The organism is Chitinophaga sp. Ak27 (assembly GCF_012726295.1).
Taxonomy (GTDB): domain Bacteria; phylum Bacteroidota; class Bacteroidia; order Chitinophagales; family Chitinophagaceae; genus Chitinophaga.
Genome location: NZ_JABAOB010000004.1, coordinates 177,851 through 195,990, shown reverse-complemented (window position 1 = coordinate 195,990; position 18,140 = coordinate 177,851). Strand labels below are relative to the sequence as shown.

The window sequence follows — 18,140 nt, the reverse complement described above, 5'->3', positions numbered from 1 at the left end:
GCTGTTTCTTATCCGGAAGCAGCCTGTTTTTTTAATAGATGACTTTATTATTTAGTTTCTTCTACTCAGCTTATATCCCTCCCGCATCATATTCAATCCATAAGTAACCGTAGCCAGCGCGGTACCCAGCCCCACCGCGACTATAACAGATTCCTGGCTGGCCTGACGAAAAGTGAGCGAGATCCCAACCAATGCTACCAGGCAGGTCCAGGTGGCGGCGTAGTAGTCGAGCCGGCGTTTAAACACCCAAGCCATCGGGTAAAAATGTAGTCCTACAATCAATCCAATAGCGGGAACAACATATTGCTGAAGCTTCAGGGTGGAGAGTACGGTACAGGTAAGGAAGATGGCCACACCTTCTCCCGCGAAAATAACACCAAACCATTTTCCTGTTCTTTTTTCCTCCGCTTTATCTTCTTCACTGGTTACTTTGGGAAAAGTAGCTGCAATTTTACAAAGATAAATGGCGAAACCAAGCAGCAGTAAACCAAACAGGATGGCTATTGCCGATAAAACATTTCCATAAAAAGCAGGTAATCCAAGAGGCTAAACGCAGCCATAAAAAGGTAATGGCCGGCCCCGGGGGCCAGCCATTACACCAAAACACCGGGGCCGCTCCGCCTAACGTCCCTGGTTCCAGCCACCACCCAATGCCTGGTAAATATTGACCATCGCATTGAGCTGCTGCTTCTTTGTTTCAATCAGTTCAAACCGTGACTCCAGCGCATCACGCTGGGTCATCAGCACCTCCATATAATCTGCACGGGCCGATTTAAACAGGTCATTGGAGATGGTAATAGATTGTGTAAGTGCATCTACCTGCTTCGATTTCAGGTCATAGCGCTGTTCCAGGTTGCTGATCTTTGCCAGCTGATTAGCCACTTCTACATAGGCATTTAAAATAGTGCGCTCATAGTTGTACACTGCCTGTACCTGTTTGGCATTAGCGCTGTAGTAAGTGGCTTTGATCGCATTTTTATTAACCAATGGCGCTACCAGGTCCCCGGCTAATGAGTATAACATGGACTGGGGCGTTCTTAGCAGGTAACTGGGGTTGAAGGCCTGGTAACCAACAGCAGCAGTAATGCCGAGGGAGGGATAAAACCGGGCTTTGGCTACCTTTACATCCAGGTCAGCAGCGGCAAGCTCCCACTCTGCCTGGCGTATGTCCGGACGGTTGGCTAACAACTGCGAAGGAATACCAGCATGCACCGCCGCAGGCAACAACGCAGCAAACTGCTGATCATTGCGGAGTATTGGCTGCGGATACCTGGCCAGCAGGAAGTTAATCCTGTTTTCTGTTTCGGTAATCTGCTGCCGGATGTCGTACTGCAAGCCCTGGGTTTTCAGCACCTCTGCTTCAAATTTTCGTACTGCCAGCTCCGTTACCCTGGTAGCTTCCTTCTGTAGTTTTACAATCTCCAGCGCATTCTGTTGAATGTCTATATTCTTTTTTACAATATCCAATTCGTTGTCCAGCGCCAGCAGTTCGTAGTAAGAGTTGGCGATTTCTGCTACCAGGTTGGTGATCACGAAGTTCTTCCCCTCTATGGTCGACAGGTAATGGGCTACCGCTGCTTTCTTTGCGTTGTGCAACTTATGCCAGATATCCACTTCCCAATTTGCGTATACCCCTAACAGGTAGTCGGGCAGCGGATCCGGCATTTCTTTCCCCGGCTTGATCTCGGTGCTCTCTTCCATGGCGCCGATGTTGGTATACCGGCCGACCTTATCCAAACCTGCGCCGGCTCTCACGCCTGCAAAGGGTAAATACTCTCCTTTTCGTGCCCTGACTTCATTCCTCGATATTTCAATTTCCTGCAGGGTGATATTCAGTTCCTGGTTGTTCTTCAGCGCAGTATCGATCAGGGCTGCCAGGTACGGGTCGGTGAAATATTCATTCCAGTTCACCTTCGCCGTATTCAGCGTGTCTTTTGTATCACGGTAAGTGGCGGGTGTGTCTTTGTTAACGGCCTTCCCCGTGAGCACAGGTACCTTACAGGCCGCATAGGCAAGTGAAAGACAGGCCAGGCCTATATATCTGTATTTTTTATTTAACATCATTCTCATTTTCCTGGGTTAAAATTGTCTTCTTCCATAATGATGATCTTACGTTCGGTCAACGGTTTTACATCTTCATCTTTTATCAACTTACGTTTCGCCGCGATGGTACCGAATATGTAATACAGCCCCGGGATGAGGATGACCCCGAACAGGGTGCCTATCAACATGCCTCCCAGGGAAGCCGAACCAATGGTGCGGTTACCGATGGCGCCCGGACCGGTGGCAAATACCAGGGGTATCAGACCCGCAATAAAAGCCAGCGACGTCATCAGGATGGGGCGAAAACGCGTACGGGCGCCCTCGATTGCCGCCTGGAACACGGTCATGCCTAAACGATGCTGCTGGGCGGCAAATTCAACGATCAGCACTGCATTCTTACCCAGCAGTCCCACCAGCATAATCAATCCCACCTGGGCATAGATATCATTCGATAAGCCCATAAACTTGAGCAGCAGGAACGAGCCGAAAACGCCGGCGGGAAGCGAAAGCACCACCGCCAACGGCAATACGAAACTTTCATATTGTGCCGCCAGGATCAGGTATACAAAGAATAATACCACCAGGAAGATGTATAACGCTTCATTGCCGCGGCCGGCTTCGTCCTTGGATAAGCCCTCCCAGTCGATGCCATATCCGTGAGGCAATGTTTTAGCCGCCACTTCCTGGATGATCTCTATCGCCTCACCACTGCTATATCCTGCTGCAGGCTCACCGCGGATAGCCGATGAATTATACATGTTGTACCGGGTGATCTCATTCAGTCCATGTGTTTTTTTGATGCTCATGAAAGCAGAATAAGGCACCATTTCTTCCCGGTTGTTCTTCACGTAGAGGTTCATCAGGTCATCCGGCAGACGCCTGTATTCCGGTGCTGCCTGCACATATACCTTGAGGAAGTTGCCGAAGCGGATGAATCCCAACTCATAGGTACTACCGATGAGGATTGACAGGTTGTCCATCGCTTTTGCGATAGAAACACCTTTCTGCATGGCCGCCTGGTTATCTATTTGCAGTTCATACTGCGGGTAGTTAGCGCTGTAGAAGGTAAACAGGCCCGTCAGCTCTTTCCGTTTTCTCAACGCCGCCATAAATTCATCGTTCACCTTTTCCATTTCCTTATAGTCATCGCCATTGGTCTTGTCGAGCAAACGCAGGGAGAAACCACCTGCTGCGCCGTAGCCCGGAACCGCCGGCGGACCAAAGAATTCGATGGTAGCGCCGGGAATATCGCGACATTTTTCTTCCAGCTCGGCAATTACCTGGTTCACCGAATGTTTACGCTCTGACCAGCCTTTAAGGTTGATCAAACAAGTACCGGCATTGGAACCACGGCCTTCTGTAAGTACTTCATATCCTGCCAGCGCCGATACCGACTGGATGCCTTCCACATGTTCGGCGATTTCCTGTACCTTTTTAGCGAGGTCGTTTGTTCTTTCCAACGTAGAACCCGGCGGTGTTTGGATAATGGCGTAGATCATGCCCTGGTCTTCACTCGGAATAAAACCCGAAGGCAATGTTTTACCAATACCAAAGATGCCGAAGCCGAATGCTGCCAGGATAGCAAAGGTGACCACGCGGCGGTTCACGATCTTTTCCATTAATCGTGTATACTTTCCCGTTAGCTTTTCAAACCCGCGGTTGAAAGCATCCAGGAACCTGTTCATCGGCGTTTTCTTCCGGGGCTGCCCGTGGTTATTTTTCAGCAGGATAGCACAAAGCACCGGGGTGAGCGTAAGCGCTACCACACCAGACAACACAATGGAAGTGGCCATGGTAATAGAAAACTGGCGGTAAAAAATACCTACCGGCCCCGACATGAATGCTACCGGGATAAATACTGCTGCCATTACAAAAGTGATCGCCACAATGGCGCCACTGATTTCATGTAGCACTTTTTTCGTGGCCGCATAGGGTGAAAGATGCTCTTCCTCCATTTTGGCATGCACCGCTTCAATCACCACAATAGCGTTATCTACCACGATACCGATAGCCAGCACTAATGCAAACAGCGTGATGAGGTTGATCGTCAGGCCAAATACCTGCATGAAGAAGAAAGCCCCTACCAGCGACACCGGTACCGCCAGCGTAGGAATGAGTGTAGAGCGCCAGTCGCCCAGGAACAGGAATACTACGATGGCCACCAGCACAAAGGCCTCTCCCAGGGTATGTACTACTTTCTCGATAGAAGCGTCCAGGAAGTTGGACACATCGTAGCTGATTTCATAATCCATTCCCGGCGGGAAAGACCCTTTCAGTTCTTCCAGCTTGGCTTTCACATTCTTAATTACTTCGCTGGCATTACTGCCGTAAGTCTGTTTCAAGACAATAGCCGCAGACGGGTGGTTATTCAGGTTGGAATAGATATCATAGAACTCACTACCCAGCTCCACATCCGCAACATCTTTTAGCCGCAACAGCTCCCCATTGGGGTTGGCCCGGATGATCACGTCTTTATATTGTTCTGGCTGGTTATACCTTCCCTGGTAGGTGAGCACATACTCGAGTGCTTCTGAACGTTTACCATCACTGCGTCCCAGTCGCCCGGGGGAACCGATGACGCTCTGGCTACCCAGCGCCGACATAATTTCTTCCGTAGAGATATTGTAGGCGCGCATCCTGTCGGGCTTCAGCCAGATACGCATGGCGTATTGCCGGCTACCCAGGATCTGGGCATTACCGATACCTTTTACCCTGCTCAGCTCACGCAGGATATTGACGTTGGAAAAGTTGTACAGAAAGTTTTCATCAGCCTTGGGATCTTTACTGTATACGTTTACATACATCAGCATGTTAGGCTGCAGGATGTTTACCACGATTCCCTCGCGTTGTACCAGTTCGGGCAGGCGGTTGGTTACCTGCTCAATACGGTTTTTTACGTTTACCACCGCCTGGTTAGGGTCTGTACCCAGATCGAATACCACCTGTATATTAGCTTCCCCTGCGCTGGTAGCGTCGGACGTCATATACTTCATTCCCGGTACTCCATTCACTGATTTCTCCAGGGGAATGAGCACCGATTTTACCAGCACATCGGCGCTGGCGCCCGGATAAGCCACGCTCACAATTACCCTGGGAGGTGCAATAGACGGGAACTGCGAGGTAGGCAGTGTATTAATAGCCAGTATGCCCATGAAGATGATACCCAGGGATATCACGATGGCAAAGACCGGCCTTTTCATAAATATATTGAACATTATGTGATCGTTTTTGGATGTTTACTTTATTCCGTTGGCAACTTTAAATGGGCGATTACCTTCGCGGGCTCCTCGTAGTCGAAGGATATTTTATCGTTGTCCTTCACTTTCCGTAAACCTTCCAGTAATATTTTATCATCTGCCGCCAGGCCTTCTTTCACTACATACAGGTCGGGCATTTCCGCACCAATCGTGATGGCCCTGAGCTTTACCACATTATCTTTATCTACCACAAACACATATTTCTTATCCATGATTTCCATAGTAGCTTTCTGGGGGATGACCAAGGCATCTTTCAATGCTATGTTCATGAGGATACTACCGGTTTCTCCATGTCTCAGCAGTTTATCGGGATTTGGGAAGTTGGCCCTGAAGGCGATATTGCCGGTTTCATTGTTGAATTCTCCTTCGATAGTTTCCACTACGCCGGGATATTTAAACACCTGTTTATTGGCCATCAGGAGGTTTACTTTCAAGGGGCCTTTCGACTTTACGCTGGCTTCATAATCCAGATATTCCGGTTCTGATACGTTGAAATAAACCCACATGTGGCTGTTGTCCGACAGGGTGGTTAACAGATCGCCATCGCCTACCAGGCTACCTTGTCTTAAATGCAAGCGGTCGATGATACCATCGAAGGGTGCCCGGATTTCCGTAAAGGCGAGATGTACCTGGGCCAGTGATAATTCTGCCTTAGCCTTTTGTAATTTGGCATTAGCCAGGGCCAGCTCATTCTTTGATACCACATTTTTGTCGGCGAGTGTTTGGGTGTTCTGCAGCTCAATTTCCGCCGCTTTAGCTTCGGCGGCTACTTTAGCCAGTTCAGCTTCATACAGTTTGGGCATAATCTTAAACAGGAGCTGCCCGGTTTTCACCGGCTGGCCTTCATCTACCGCAACACTTTGCAGGTAACCTTTTTCCTGTGCCCTCACTTCAATGTTGCGGATAGAGTGTATCTGGCAAACGTATTCCCTGGTAACGGAGGTATCCATCTTTACCGGGCTGGTAACCAGGAATTTTGTAGCGGCTTCTTTTTCTTCTCCTTTGGATGACTTACAGCTGGTATGGCACAACAATGCATACAAGCCCATGAGCATGACGATTCTTTTCATAAATGTATATGATGATTAATTCAGGTTAGCCTGGATATTTTTTTCAGCGGACACATGACAAGGCCGGCTCCATAGCAGCATGCTATGCAGACAAACGGTATCAGCGCCCAGTAAACAATATGGGAACAGCTCAGGCGATATTATAATGCCTGCAATGAAACGGGAAATAAAGTGTAAAAATCAAATCCTGATAACGCGATGCACGATATACCTATCGGCAGATGCACTGAAGGCGTGCGCGGAAAAAGGCAGGTAGCGGAAGTGGCTGGGAAGGCTACTGCCTGCGCTGAGAGTGTAAAAAACTGTAATGCGGCTAATACCGGTCTCTAACAGTTTTCTGAAAGATCCAGATTCACCTTCTTCGTCGATTTCCGTTGCTTTAATCCTGTCGGCTATTTTTCCACTGCTGGAAGCAGGAACATCACATACCGGCGTTTTGTTGGTTTGCATAGCTACCAATTCTGCCTGAATGGTATTTTCGATGGTCCAGGCTGAAAGACGAGCGGCGCCTGTTTTGTGCGCGTGCGCATTTCCTCCCAGTAAAAGAAAACATAACGACAGGAAATATCCTATTATTAGTCTCATTTGGGCCCAAAAATAATATCAAAATGTATAAGTCGGTATAGGTGTAGATAAAATTTATTTTAAATCTTTGTTCGAAGAAAAAAAATGCACTTCATTTCTTGTCAAAGAAAATATAAATGGGACGCATAAAAAAGCCCTCCAGACTACCTGAAGGGCTATACGTTATTTAAAATAAACGGGCCGGTCAAGGTCGGCCATGAGCGTAGGATGTGCAGGCTCCCACCCCAGCTGTTCCCGGGTTTGTTTACATGAGGCAGGTACGTCCAACGAAAAAAATTGGGCTATCCAGCCGAAGTGATCCGGCGCAACCTCCGGCGGCCTGGACTCCACCGGCAACTGTAACCCCTTCCCTATCATAGCGGCAATATCGCGGGTAGGGATGCCTTCTTCCGCCACGGCATGATACCTTGCACCTGCTGCTCCTTTTTCGAGTGCGAGCCGGAATACCCGCGCCGCATCAAAGCGGTGCACCGCTGGCCAGCGGTTACTGCCATCGCCAACAAACGCTGCCACCTTCTTTTCCCGCGCAACGTTGATGAGTGCAGGCACAAAACCATGATCCCCATCCCCATGTACCGTTGGAGGCAGCCGTACAATGGAGGCACGCACACCTCGTGTGACCAGGGATAGCGCCAACTCCTCCGACGCGGCTCGTGGAATAGTACGTGGAGATGCTGCCGGCGCATCATTTTCAGTAGCGATACCGCCATTATGTACCAGCGACGTCCCCGACGTTATCACCAATGGCCGGTGACTGCCTTCCAATGCAGCTCCCAGGGCGCTGATAGCGCCGCGATCGGCCTCACAACTGGCGGCAAAGTTGGCAAAATCATGAATGAAGGCCAGGTGGATGACCCCATCCGCCGCGGCAGCACCGCGTTGCAGACTATCCGCATCATTGATATCCCCACGGTGTACCCCCGCTCCTGCTGCTTCCAACAACCGGGCACCGGCATCCGAACGCGCCAGCCCCGTTACCTGGTGGCCCGCCTGCAATAACTCCTGTACTACAGCAGTACCAATAAACCCCGTAGCTCCTGTAACAAAAACACGCATAAATGTAATTTTTGATCGGCTACAAATTTGCAGCGGAAGACTACATCATTACAAGGACATTTGACACAATTTTTCAAGGTCATTTGACTTACCTTTGTACCGGTCAACTGTATAAAACCGTTACCCATGTCTGACGTTTTCGAAAATTACCTCCGGTCTGTGATGCCCCTTACCCACGAGGAGGTGCAACAAATATTATCGTTATCTGTCACGAAGAAAGTGCGCCGCAGGCAGCTGCTGCTGGAGGAAGGAGAAGTATGCCTCTACAAAATATTTATTATAAAAGGGCTGTTAAAATCTTACCTGCTGAAGTCCGACGGCTCGGAACATATTATGCGCTTTGCCCCCGAGCAAACCTGGCTTACTGATCATGAAAGCTACATGCATCAAACGCCGTCGAAATACTATATAGAAGCCATTGAAGATACCTATGTGTTGCTGTGGACACGCGATCATTTCAATACGCTAATGGACACCATTCCTGCTTTAAAAGCTTATTCGATCCGTATTGTTTCCAATAGTCTCAACGCCAGCCAGGAAAGGATCCGCATGCATATCAGCGCTACTTCTGAAGAAAAATACCACGAATTTGTCGCCACCTTCCCCCACCTGGCCAACCGCATCCCATTACATCTGATTGCCTCTTACCTGGGCGTTTCCAGGGAAACACTCAGCCGGATCAGGCATGCGCAACGCATGGTGAAGTCATCCTAAAAGAGGACCACTCCAGCAATAAAAATCGTGGCTCATATTCTAGCTTCCTGGTTTACTCGCCCGCAACAAATGCCACGGCCTCCACTTCCACCAGGAAATCGGGCCTGGCCAGCGCCGACACAAAAAGACCGGATATAGCCGGCGGGTTTTTCAAATGACCCAGGTATTTCTGGGAAGCCTGAAATCCACGGTACAAATCCTGTCCCTGCACAATGTATATCGTTAATTTCACCAGGTTTTCAAAAGTAGCACCACAAGCCCATAACGCCGCTTGAAGATTTTCCATCACTTGTGCCGTTTGCTCACCAATATCTCCTTTGCCTACTATTTCACCCTGCGCATTGACGGCATCCTGTCCGCCGACATAAATCGTTTTTCCGTTCCCATGGGTAGTGACTACCTGTGAGAATGCCGGATTTTTTGAAAGACCATCGGGATTAATATACTGTACCTGGGAGCTCATACATGAAGATTTTGCTGTTAGAATATGGTTATTTTATCGCGACTGACCTGTGTTCGGTTAGTTAGTACAGTCGGCAGCACAATTTAATTATTATATTTATAAAGAGATAACACCAGATAGATGCTTACTGTTCCCGGAGATATTGTAACACCGCGATTAATACTACGACTGCTTGGCACAGCAGTTACCCAGGCCTGCCTTGTACCGGATCCGGCAACTGCCGGGCAGCTACTGGGTATTCCAGTTTCCACCGAACTCCTGGATGCTCCCAATGCTCTGGCGCATGACCTGCGTCAGCTGCAGCAAGATGCCGCGTATGCCCCCTGGGCATCCAGGGCTATTATCCTGAAAGCGGAAATGAAAATGATTGGCCTGATACGATTTCACAGCAGGCCTTCATCTCCTGCCGAAAAATTCTACCGGGAAAACGCTGCGGAGATGGGATATGAGATCTATCCCGGGCACCAGCGCCGGGGATATGCGCGGGAAGCTATTACCAGCGTTATGCAATGGGCCCTGGAAACCTCCGGCATACATCGTTTTATTGCGTCGGTAGCGCCGGAAAATATAGCTTCTTTATCCCTGGTACAGGGATTAGGTTTTATGAAAGTAGATGAAGTGGTAGATGAAACGGATGGACTGGAATACGTCTTCCTGCTGGATACCCATGGAAATACAGGAGCCGGATCCCTCTTGTGTTGAGGTATCCGGCTTCTGCCCTATCAGTGATGGAGTTGGACCAATGGCCGACGCAGGGCCACTAACAGAGAGACGCCCAGTATGCAAAGCACGCTTTCAATCATCAGCCATTGTGTTCCAAACGCGCCCAACGGACCTTCGATTGAAATAGTGATGAGTCTTGATATCGCGTAGAGTCCCCACAGCACACTTGCAAAAGTAACACCCTGCTGTACGTCCTTCAGTGCCCAACGTACCAGCGCCAGGGCGATGGTGAGGCCCACACCGCCATATACGCCCCGTATAGAACTGAATGCATCGTTATTGGGTAGCTTTACCTGCACCAGGTCCATTACCGACTGCGGATTGGAAAAGGCCATCAGGCTCACCATCAGGAGACTTGCGGCAGAAAAAAAGAGGTAAATACGGGACAGGATAATGCTTGCACGTGTATGTTTCATTGCTTGTTGTTTTTGATACTGCAAATGTGGAGGGATGCCGGTAGATAAATCTTGGTATGGACAAAGATTTATATTATAAAAAAGGCGCTCCCCGGATATGAAGTATCCAGCAACCACGTTTGCTTATCCTGCCGGTACATAGGTAATTTCAACCACGCCCTTATCCAGTTCCTTTACTTGCTTGCACTGGAGGCTGGCAGACATATCGTCCGTAAAAAAGCGCAGCCCATTTCCCATAATATGTGGCTGTATCATTACTTTTAATTCATCCAGCAGCCCCACGGCCAGCAAGCTGCGTACCAACGTGCCGCTACCCTGTACCAGTATATTACCTTCGCCGGATGCTTTTAACGCTTTCAGCGTTTCGATAACGTCTTCCCTAATAATAGTGGAGTTTTCCCAGGCGGCTTCGTCCATCGTACCTGATACCACGTACTTGGGGGTTTTATTGAGCTTATCGGCTACCCCCATTTCATTGTTTTTAAAGGCAGACCAGTATGGGTACAACATCTGGTAGGTATTACGTCCGTACAGCATGGCGGAGCAATTATGGATGTTTTCGCTGATGAGCGCAGCGCGGCTGTCGCTGTGATAAGGGTTGAACCATTCAGCCATCCCGGTAGCGTCGAAGATGCCATCCAGGGACATCCATTCAGTAGCAATTATCTTTGTCATTGTTTTAAGTTTTAACCAAAATTAGCCTGGGCGGCGAGGTTAAAATAGAATGGACCCGACAAAATCATTTTTCGGGGGTATAGCCGGCGCGTAATGCCAGGTAGTTTTTAGGGCTCATACCGGTAAATTCTTTAAATACCCGGATAAAATGGCTCTGATCAGAAAAGCCATTGCGATAGGCGATATCGCTCAGCTTAGTAAACTCTAAGTGGTTGAGCTGTTGAAAGGCCATATGGAACTGGCAGATCCTTTTATAGAGTTTAGGAGAGATACCCACCTGGTCTTCGAATAACCGCTGCACCGATCTTTCTGTACTAAACAGCTGATCCCGCAGTTTGCCCAACGCTTCCCCGCTTGCATCTTTTTGCAGGGCAGCAGTAGCAAAAGCGATACGGCTGTAGTCAATACAATCGTTGGCTATACGCCGTAACAGGAAGGCATTGATGAGTTTTAATTGTTCTGTTACAGACGATGCATTCAGCAATTGTTCCTGCAGGCTGATGGCTTTTGCCGGCTTCAGGTCATTCACATCTACCAGCGTATTGGTCAATTCACCCGCGGTGATACCCAGTATCGCTTTAATGGTATAAGGATGGAGGAAATAGGCAATGAGTACGAAACGTTCCCGGATAAAAAGATTGGTGGGCGCCACCGCTTGTCCATACACGCTGATATGTCCTACCTGGTTACCATTGCGCTGCCCCCGGGTACTTTGAAACACCAGCGTAGGCATACCATTGGCATACAATGGCAATACAAAGCCGGCCCGGTCCTGCGGATGTTCAATGACCATGATACTTCTTACATAAGAAGATAGTGCTGCGGGTGGTAACAAAGATTGTATATTCACTACCGTATAAGTTTGCGGTTACACCTGCAAGAAAGATAAGCATTACTCCTCGCTAAAACAAACTCCCCTGTATGACTGCCGGCGGCGTAGTAGGATGAAATAACCCTACAATGGTAAATGGTTGCTTCAGGCTGGCATGCGCATTTTGGGTAGTCCCCAGGAAAAAATGCAGGTCTGTATTCCTAGCATACTCCTGCAGGTACTTCTTTCTTACCAGGTTGATGGCTTTCTGCTCCTTGTCCGCTCCACCAGATGCTTTCAGGCTTTTCCAATACAGGGATGCCAGTTGCCAGTCCTCTACTGGCAAAGTAATCTCTTCATTTTTATCATCCGTAAAACGGAAGGAAAATTTGTACGGCAGCTTAGGCATCACGGTAAAAGGATCTTCCTGTTGTTCTGTCACCCGACCGCTTTCTTTCTCCTCTGTTAACCTTTGTAATTGTTGCGGGTCCCAGTTCCCGTCTGTTTCCTCTACCAGGAAACCCAGTATGCGGGCGGGCTTAAACACTGCCAGCGAGGTATAAAATGCTTCATGTTTGGCCTCCATGAGTAAGGTAGACAGGTTGCGGTAAACCGTTTTCAATACCACTGCTCTTCTTTCACTCCAATGATCTTCTATTCCGAGGTGTCCTATTTTCTTTACCGCCACTTCTGCAGAAGCCGGCCTGAAACTTTCCATCCTGAAATCCCTGGGATGCCGTACCAGGTCCATCTCTATCCAATCGTACAACTGGTATTGCTCCTCGTATACTTTTTTTGAAAACGGGATAGGGTATATCCTGATGAAGATCCCATCTGGCGTGAAACCGGCAATGCTTACCTGCTCATCATAATGGGAAGATATAGTGGGGTAACTTTTTACAGTGATTAAAACTTTTATCAAAGGCATGCGCACAATCTTTTTAATCCATCCGCAAAACTAAGGTAAATCATTGAAAATAAAAAAGTTATAGCCAATAGCATGTTCCATAACCGATGCAATGTGGTGTAAGATCAACCCGGGATATACGCTTGTTTCCGGAAAGCATCACCCGAAAAATTTATTTTATTTTTATTTTTTATTTTTTGTAACTTCAGCAAGGATGATAGAAATCCTATTTATCGAGCACCTAGACATTAACTCCAATTAACGCTGCTGTTGTAAGAGCAAAGAGCAATATTCATGGAAGTGCTGGCAGCATTCAATTATTCCCTATAAATTAAACGTTACCTCCATAACGCAAATCGTGTAGCATTATGAAATAAATGACTTCGTACGCAAGTATTTAAGTATTTCCCAGAACCTAAGTATCACTTCAATCTTCCCCGACAATGACCAATACCTATCTTAAAAGTATTTTCCTGCTTCTTCTCTGTATTTTCTCTTTCGGAAAAATATATGGGCAACAGGTAGTATACGACTTCGACCGTCCGGAAGCACTGGATGGGAAAGTGCCATTCGACAGGGCCTTCCAGCTAAAACTGGTACATATTAAGCCAGAGGTAACTGCTATTTCTGCTACGATTTACCCGGTAGGCGTTACCAATTACCGAAAGCTGATGAAAGATGCTGGCTTAACCAGGAAAGGAAAAAGAGTAAATGGAAAAAGAATCTTCCTCTCCAATGATGTGCTGCTAAGCAATACGCTAACCCCCATCCTGGTGGACTCTGTTACCCGGAACGTTAACTTCGCTGATACCGGCACCCAGGCAATAATACCTCACCTGATCACACTTCAGCCCAGCACAGATTATTTCATCCAAATAAACACTTATAGTAAAAGAGAATTGACGGATGCAGAATCGGCTGCTGTATTAGCTGCGCTGGTAAGCAATGATGCCATCCCGACATTGCTGAACACTTTTGCCAGAGTCAACCTGGCGGATCCCCATAGCCATTTTGACCAAACATTCTCCGGTTTTGTAAGAGCGATAAGAGAAAATGCACTCAGCACCGCACGCAAAATTAATAAGGACTATACCCTCGACCTGTCGGATAAGGATCTCGCCAGCCAGCTGCACAGCTATGCAGAGATGTATAATAAAATTGCCAATGCTACTCTCCAACTCAGAGACATAAGCGAAGATGCCCGTTTGAATGACTCTCTTAAAAGAATTGCGGGGAATGATTTTGTTGCAAAGGCCACTAATACATTAATGCAGGTCGACTGGTCAACTATTAAGGAATCGGATACCTCCGCCATTATGGCCCAGTTTTATCGTGTTATTCCTAAAGATAGCAGCTTCACTGTTAACCGGACTTATGGACTTATAGCGAAAAATATCAAAGCCGCTATTGAGTCCCGTGACGCGGCCAACCGGTATTTGACCTACAGCTTAATTGCCAATTCTATTAAACTGCAAGGCGTGCTGGCTTGCACCTACCCCGAAGAATTTGTGAAACAGGCGAGCCAATTTATCGCTTCAGACTTGGGTCTGGCTTATGTTTGGGGTATTGGCCGGGTAAATCCATATATAGGTGTACAGGTGGCACTATCTCCACTGGATGATTCCATTCCCCTGCGGGAATATAAAGGCTTTGGGCCTATTGTCCGCTCCAGGCTTTCTTTCCTTATCGGGATTTCTGTAGATGCTGTTGCCAAAGACAGCGTACGAAGAGGGATTATCGGTGGCCAGGCACTGATACTGGGTACCGGCATAAAATTATGGCCATGGCTCAAAGTCAACAGCGGCTTTTACCTATACTATCGCGAACCAACGAATCCCACTACTGCCAAGGATAACCTCCGCTTCCACGGATCTCCATTTGTGTCGCTATCTATTGATGTAAGGGTACAATCACTCCTGAACGGCGTGGGTAGTGCCATTTTCAGAACCCGTCAAAATATGTAACAATGGTACAACAACCAACTCTTTTGCTCGACAACGTTAAAATACTGGCTGCCGACGGCAGCTCCAATGTAAAAAGCGGACGCGATACGTGTACTGTCTTCTATGATGCGGTAGTGACCACTCCCGAACAGAACCCTGTACAGGTAGTGAGCTTTGTGCTTTCCGACCTGAAGGTAGCCATAGATCCCGCCAGCTGGCAAAAAACAATGCTGATCAGTGAAGACTTCCTTACCTATACCCAGATTGTCGATATCCACTCTGACGTCCAGTCAGCAGATCCAATAGAAATAAGGGTGAGTCTTACGATCCAGGATCGGCTTAACAACCGAAGAGAACAAATTACCAGCTTCACCCTAATTCCCTGACCAATGATGAAAACCAAATTAACCGTCCTGGTAAACATCCTGCTACTGACCCTCTTGCCCGCCTGTGACCGGGAAGACGATCTTTATTCCCTGGGTAATACGTTGGGACCAAAACTGAAGGATATCATCGCATTCCAGGAGCTCTCTGTCACGTCATTGGATGCAGATAGCGCCTCCAGCTGCCAGATCAAGGTAAAAATCAATCCCGAAGCAAGTGCCGACAAGCGCACCGTAACTTTTGTGGCTAAGAGCGGTGCATTTCCCAACAATGACACCATCCAGGTTGTAAAAGCCAACGATGAGGGCATTGCTACCACCACCCTGGTTAGCAAGCAACCCGGTAAATGCATGATCAAGGCCACTACCGATACCTATACCATCGATACATTCATTACGGTGAACACCGCGCTGCCAGATGATATACTTCTTACCAGCGATCCTTATACCGGCGATACCAGTACCTCTTTCTCTATCTCAGCTGAACTGGTCCGCAATCCGGGCCGGGGCATGGTTACTGATCCCGTCAAAGTATTTTTTGTGATCACACCGCTGGATACCAGCGTCAATCTCATTTATCCATCATTCTCCTTTTCCAGTATGCATCTCGCTACCATCACGGTTATCAATCCTTACAAAGTATCGGGGAAGTTTAAAGTAGTGTCGAAGGCATTGTCTCCACAGGGGGATACGCTCAGAAGAGATGTCATGCTCTACATTAATAAATAGACGGAGCTTGCCGCTGGCACCGGCGGTCTGTTCGATGTCAATGGCAAGCTGGTTAAATGTAAAAGATGAAGGCTTTTTAACGGGTAGTATAACCTCCGTTAGCAAAAATCGTTTGCCCGGTAATCCACCAGCCGTCTGTTACCAGGAACTCTACGAGAGGTGCGATGTCTTTAATATCGGTCAATCCACCGAGAGCTGACGCAGATTTATGATAGGCTACCGCATCCGGCGTTTCCTGGCCATAGAAAAACGGGGTATCCATAGGGCCCGGCGCTACTGCTGTTACAGAAATACCACGGCTACCAAACTCTTTTGACGCCGCCCTTGTGAAATCTTCTACCGGGGCCTTGGCGCCAGCATAGGTGGAGTACAGACCCGTATAAGCTGCCAGCAGGGAAGTTACAATTGTACAAATCTTACCGTGATCATTCAACTGTTTGCCCGCTTCCTGCATGAAGAAATAAGCTACTTTTGAATTGATGTCGAACATCGAATCGTATTCAGCTTCCGTAGTATCGGGGAAAGGTTTCTTCAATACCTTACCAATTGTATTGATAGCGATATCTATTCCATTCCATCTCTTTTTAGTTTCTTCAAACAACTGCTTGATATTATCTATCCTGGTAAGATCGGCCTGGTACAGAAATGCTTCTCCGCCCGCGCTGGTAATATCGGTCAGCGTTTTTTCCGCATCTGCTTTAGTGCTGTCACTGTTGTAATGGATGGCTATTTTTGCCCCTTTCTTAGCGAGGTTTCTGCTGATTAATCCCCCGAGGTTCTTGGCGCCGCCAGCGATGAGCACTACCTTTCCTTTTAAATCGTTACTTGCCATGATGTCCTTTTTTTACTTGGTTTAACAATAGGATAAAGGTCGAGAAACCTGTATAGACGCCATGGTGAACTTTAAGGAATTTTCCCGGAGCCCTATTTTATTTTTTCCCTGAAATGCCCCGGTGTTTGCCCGGTTATTTTTTTAAAAAACTTGGAGAAGTTGGAAGGATCGTAGGTCAGTATGTTGGCAATTTCCGCGATGGGCTTATCTGTTTCCGCCAGCATTTTCTTCGCGGCATCGATGATTTTTCCATCATAAAAATGGCAGGGATGATGCCCCATGGTTTGCTGGATAGTAGCGGTAAGATGCGCATGCGACACAAACATGGCCGCCGCAATCTGGTTCAGCTCCATAAAATGCGGCGCATCTCCATTAATGACATCTGTAATATGTTTATCTAAAAAGGTAAAATACGCTTGCGTAATCACCTCACTTTGCCTTATTGGTTTGCTGACGGATTTCGACATGATCTGCTGAATGTTGCCCGGGTTAAACATTACTTCACGGTCGTGAAGCTACAAAAAACAGTAGGGACTGCCAAAGGCGGTCATAATTTATCTGCTACATCATGTAATAGCACTTCTATTCTATGCGTATTCATTTTAGATATGCACACCCCTTGGACCTGTTGACCAGCTTTCGTCATTTTGGCTACAATCATCTTCATTATGGTTACGTAACATCCCTACCGCTGGTGGAATTTTGTGTTATAAACATCACAAAACATGAAAACAATTTTTATTACCGGTGCTTCTACCGGGTTAGGGAAAGCCACCGCAGAATTATTCCAGCAGCAGGGATGGAAAGTGATTGCCACTATGCGTCAACCGGCAGGGTCGTCGCTGGCGCAACTCGACAACGTAACCGTATTGCCATTAGACGTTACCGATCCTCTACAAATTCGCTCCACCGTAGACAAAGCGATACAATTAGGTGTAGATGTAGTATTCAACAATGCAGGCTATGGGCTGATGGGACCTATGGAAGGCTTCAGTGATGAGCAACTGACCCGGCAGCTGGACACCAACCTGCTGGGCGTATTGCGGGTAACCCAGGCCTTCATCCCGTATTTCAGGGAGAAAAAAAGCGGTCTATTTATTACTACCACTTCCATGGGCGGCTTCCTTACTTTCCCGCTTAGCTCCGTATATCATGCCACCAAGTTTGCCCTCGAAGGCTGGAGTGAAAGCCTGGCTTATGAGCTGTCGCTCTTCAACATTGGCGTAAAAACCGTTGCACCCGGTGGTATTGTTACCGACTTTGCCAGTCGCTCCCTCGATGCACTCTCCCACCCTGCTTATGATGACACCAGCAAAAAGGTATGGGCGCTTTTCGACGTCAACAACTTTTCCAGTGCCGCTCAGATAGCCGCCGTAGTATACGAAGCCGCCACCGATGGCAAAGACCAGGTACGCTACGTAGCCGGCAATGATGCACAGTCGCTATACGCCCGCCGCCTCGAAATTGGCGCAGAAGCCTTCAGAAAAGAACTAGGCAAAAGCATACTAGGCGCATAATCCGTAAATTAGCATT

At 47.9% G+C, this 18,140-nt stretch carries 19 protein-coding genes; 6 read left to right on the top strand and 13 right to left on the bottom strand.

The features are described from left to right. Positions 1-51 precede the first annotated feature (51 nt). The 6 genes from HGH90_RS15505 to HGH90_RS15480 form a co-directional block, all read right to left on the bottom strand. Entirely contained in the window at positions 52-354 is a 303-nt protein-coding gene (locus tag HGH90_RS15505) for a hypothetical protein (RefSeq protein ID WP_169191495.1), read from the bottom strand. A 267-nt stretch (positions 355-621) separates the two neighbouring features. Further along, complete coding sequence (locus tag HGH90_RS15500) at positions 622-2,070, bottom strand: TolC family protein (RefSeq protein WP_247679817.1); 1,449 nt, start codon at positions 2,068-2,070, stop codon at positions 622-624. After that, positions 2,067-5,243, bottom strand: a complete 3,177-nt coding sequence (locus HGH90_RS15495; RefSeq protein ID WP_248277020.1) for an efflux RND transporter permease subunit — start codon at positions 5,241-5,243, stop codon at positions 2,067-2,069. The genes HGH90_RS15500 and HGH90_RS15495 overlap by 4 nt, the downstream gene beginning before the upstream one ends. Before the next feature lie 41 nt (positions 5,244-5,284). Then, the gene (locus HGH90_RS15490; RefSeq protein ID WP_168762916.1) at positions 5,285-6,370 is read right to left on the bottom strand and encodes an efflux RND transporter periplasmic adaptor subunit; all 1,086 of its coding nucleotides are present in this window, start codon (positions 6,368-6,370) and stop codon (positions 5,285-5,287) included. 180 nt (positions 6,371-6,550) lie between these two features. Further along, positions 6,551-6,955: a hypothetical protein gene (locus tag HGH90_RS15485; protein WP_168762915.1), complete on the bottom strand. Its 405-nt coding sequence runs from the start codon at positions 6,953-6,955 to the stop codon at positions 6,551-6,553. 162 nt (positions 6,956-7,117) lie between these two features. Continuing rightward, a complete protein-coding gene (locus tag HGH90_RS15480; protein WP_168762914.1) occupies positions 7,118-8,011 on the bottom strand; it encodes an SDR family oxidoreductase in 894 nt (297 codons plus the stop codon). 126 nt (positions 8,012-8,137) lie between these two features. Between HGH90_RS15480 and HGH90_RS15475 the strand changes: the two genes are divergently transcribed. Beyond that, complete coding sequence (locus HGH90_RS15475) at positions 8,138-8,725, top strand: Crp/Fnr family transcriptional regulator (protein WP_168762913.1); 588 nt, start codon at positions 8,138-8,140, stop codon at positions 8,723-8,725. Positions 8,726-8,777: 52 nt separating this feature from the next. On the opposite strand, the gene HGH90_RS15470 is transcribed toward HGH90_RS15475, so the two are convergent. Then, the gene (locus HGH90_RS15470; protein WP_169191494.1) at positions 8,778-9,188 is read right to left on the bottom strand and encodes a RidA family protein; all 411 of its coding nucleotides are present in this window, start codon (positions 9,186-9,188) and stop codon (positions 8,778-8,780) included. Between the two features lie 120 nt (positions 9,189-9,308). Here HGH90_RS15470 and HGH90_RS15465 point away from each other — a divergent pair, with 120 nt between their 5' ends. After that, positions 9,309-9,890 (top strand): GNAT family N-acetyltransferase, encoded by a 582-nt coding sequence (locus tag HGH90_RS15465; protein ID WP_169191493.1) that lies wholly within the window; start codon positions 9,309-9,311, stop codon positions 9,888-9,890. A 20-nt stretch (positions 9,891-9,910) separates the two neighbouring features. Here HGH90_RS15465 and HGH90_RS15460 read toward each other — a convergent pair whose 3' ends face one another. From HGH90_RS15460 to HGH90_RS15445, 4 genes are all read right to left on the bottom strand, one after another. Beyond that, a complete protein-coding gene (locus tag HGH90_RS15460) occupies positions 9,911-10,327 on the bottom strand; it encodes a DUF4345 domain-containing protein (protein WP_168762910.1) in 417 nt (138 codons plus the stop codon). Between the two features lie 123 nt (positions 10,328-10,450). Further along, positions 10,451-11,002, bottom strand: coding sequence for a dihydrofolate reductase family protein (locus tag HGH90_RS15455; protein ID WP_169191492.1), 552 nt, complete (start codon positions 11,000-11,002; stop codon positions 10,451-10,453). Between the two features lie 64 nt (positions 11,003-11,066). Further along, positions 11,067-11,852: a helix-turn-helix domain-containing protein gene (locus tag HGH90_RS15450; RefSeq protein WP_168762908.1), complete on the bottom strand. Its 786-nt coding sequence runs from the start codon at positions 11,850-11,852 to the stop codon at positions 11,067-11,069. Positions 11,853-11,904: 52 nt separating this feature from the next. Next, positions 11,905-12,741: a hypothetical protein gene (locus HGH90_RS15445; protein WP_168762907.1), complete on the bottom strand. Its 837-nt coding sequence runs from the start codon at positions 12,739-12,741 to the stop codon at positions 11,905-11,907. A 422-nt stretch (positions 12,742-13,163) separates the two neighbouring features. Between HGH90_RS15445 and HGH90_RS15440 the strand changes: the two genes are divergently transcribed. From HGH90_RS15440 to HGH90_RS15430, 3 genes are read left to right on the top strand one after another with little or no spacing between them, the layout of a single operon-like run. Continuing rightward, on the top strand, positions 13,164-14,684 hold the full coding sequence (locus HGH90_RS15440; protein WP_169191491.1) for a hypothetical protein: 1,521 nt from the start codon (positions 13,164-13,166) through the stop codon (positions 14,682-14,684). 2 nt (positions 14,685-14,686) lie between these two features. Beyond that, positions 14,687-15,049 carry a hypothetical protein gene (locus HGH90_RS15435; protein ID WP_168762905.1) on the top strand — a complete coding sequence of 121 codons (363 nt, stop codon included), beginning with the start codon at positions 14,687-14,689 and terminating at the stop codon, positions 15,047-15,049. Between the two features lie 3 nt (positions 15,050-15,052). After that, the gene (locus HGH90_RS15430; protein WP_169191490.1) at positions 15,053-15,775 is read left to right on the top strand and encodes a hypothetical protein; all 723 of its coding nucleotides are present in this window, start codon (positions 15,053-15,055) and stop codon (positions 15,773-15,775) included. Positions 15,776-15,851: 76 nt separating this feature from the next. Here the strand turns inward: HGH90_RS15430 and HGH90_RS15425 are convergent, their stop codons facing one another. Then, positions 15,852-16,607 carry an SDR family oxidoreductase gene (locus HGH90_RS15425; RefSeq protein WP_169191489.1) on the bottom strand — a complete coding sequence of 252 codons (756 nt, stop codon included), beginning with the start codon at positions 16,605-16,607 and terminating at the stop codon, positions 15,852-15,854. A 92-nt stretch (positions 16,608-16,699) separates the two neighbouring features. Then, positions 16,700-17,074: a helix-turn-helix domain-containing protein gene (locus HGH90_RS15420; RefSeq protein WP_168762902.1), complete on the bottom strand. Its 375-nt coding sequence runs from the start codon at positions 17,072-17,074 to the stop codon at positions 16,700-16,702. A 258-nt stretch (positions 17,075-17,332) separates the two neighbouring features. Between HGH90_RS15420 and HGH90_RS15415 the strand changes: the two genes are divergently transcribed. Continuing rightward, positions 17,333-18,124, top strand: coding sequence for an SDR family oxidoreductase (locus tag HGH90_RS15415; protein WP_168762901.1), 792 nt, complete (start codon positions 17,333-17,335; stop codon positions 18,122-18,124). Positions 18,125-18,140 lie beyond the last annotated feature (16 nt).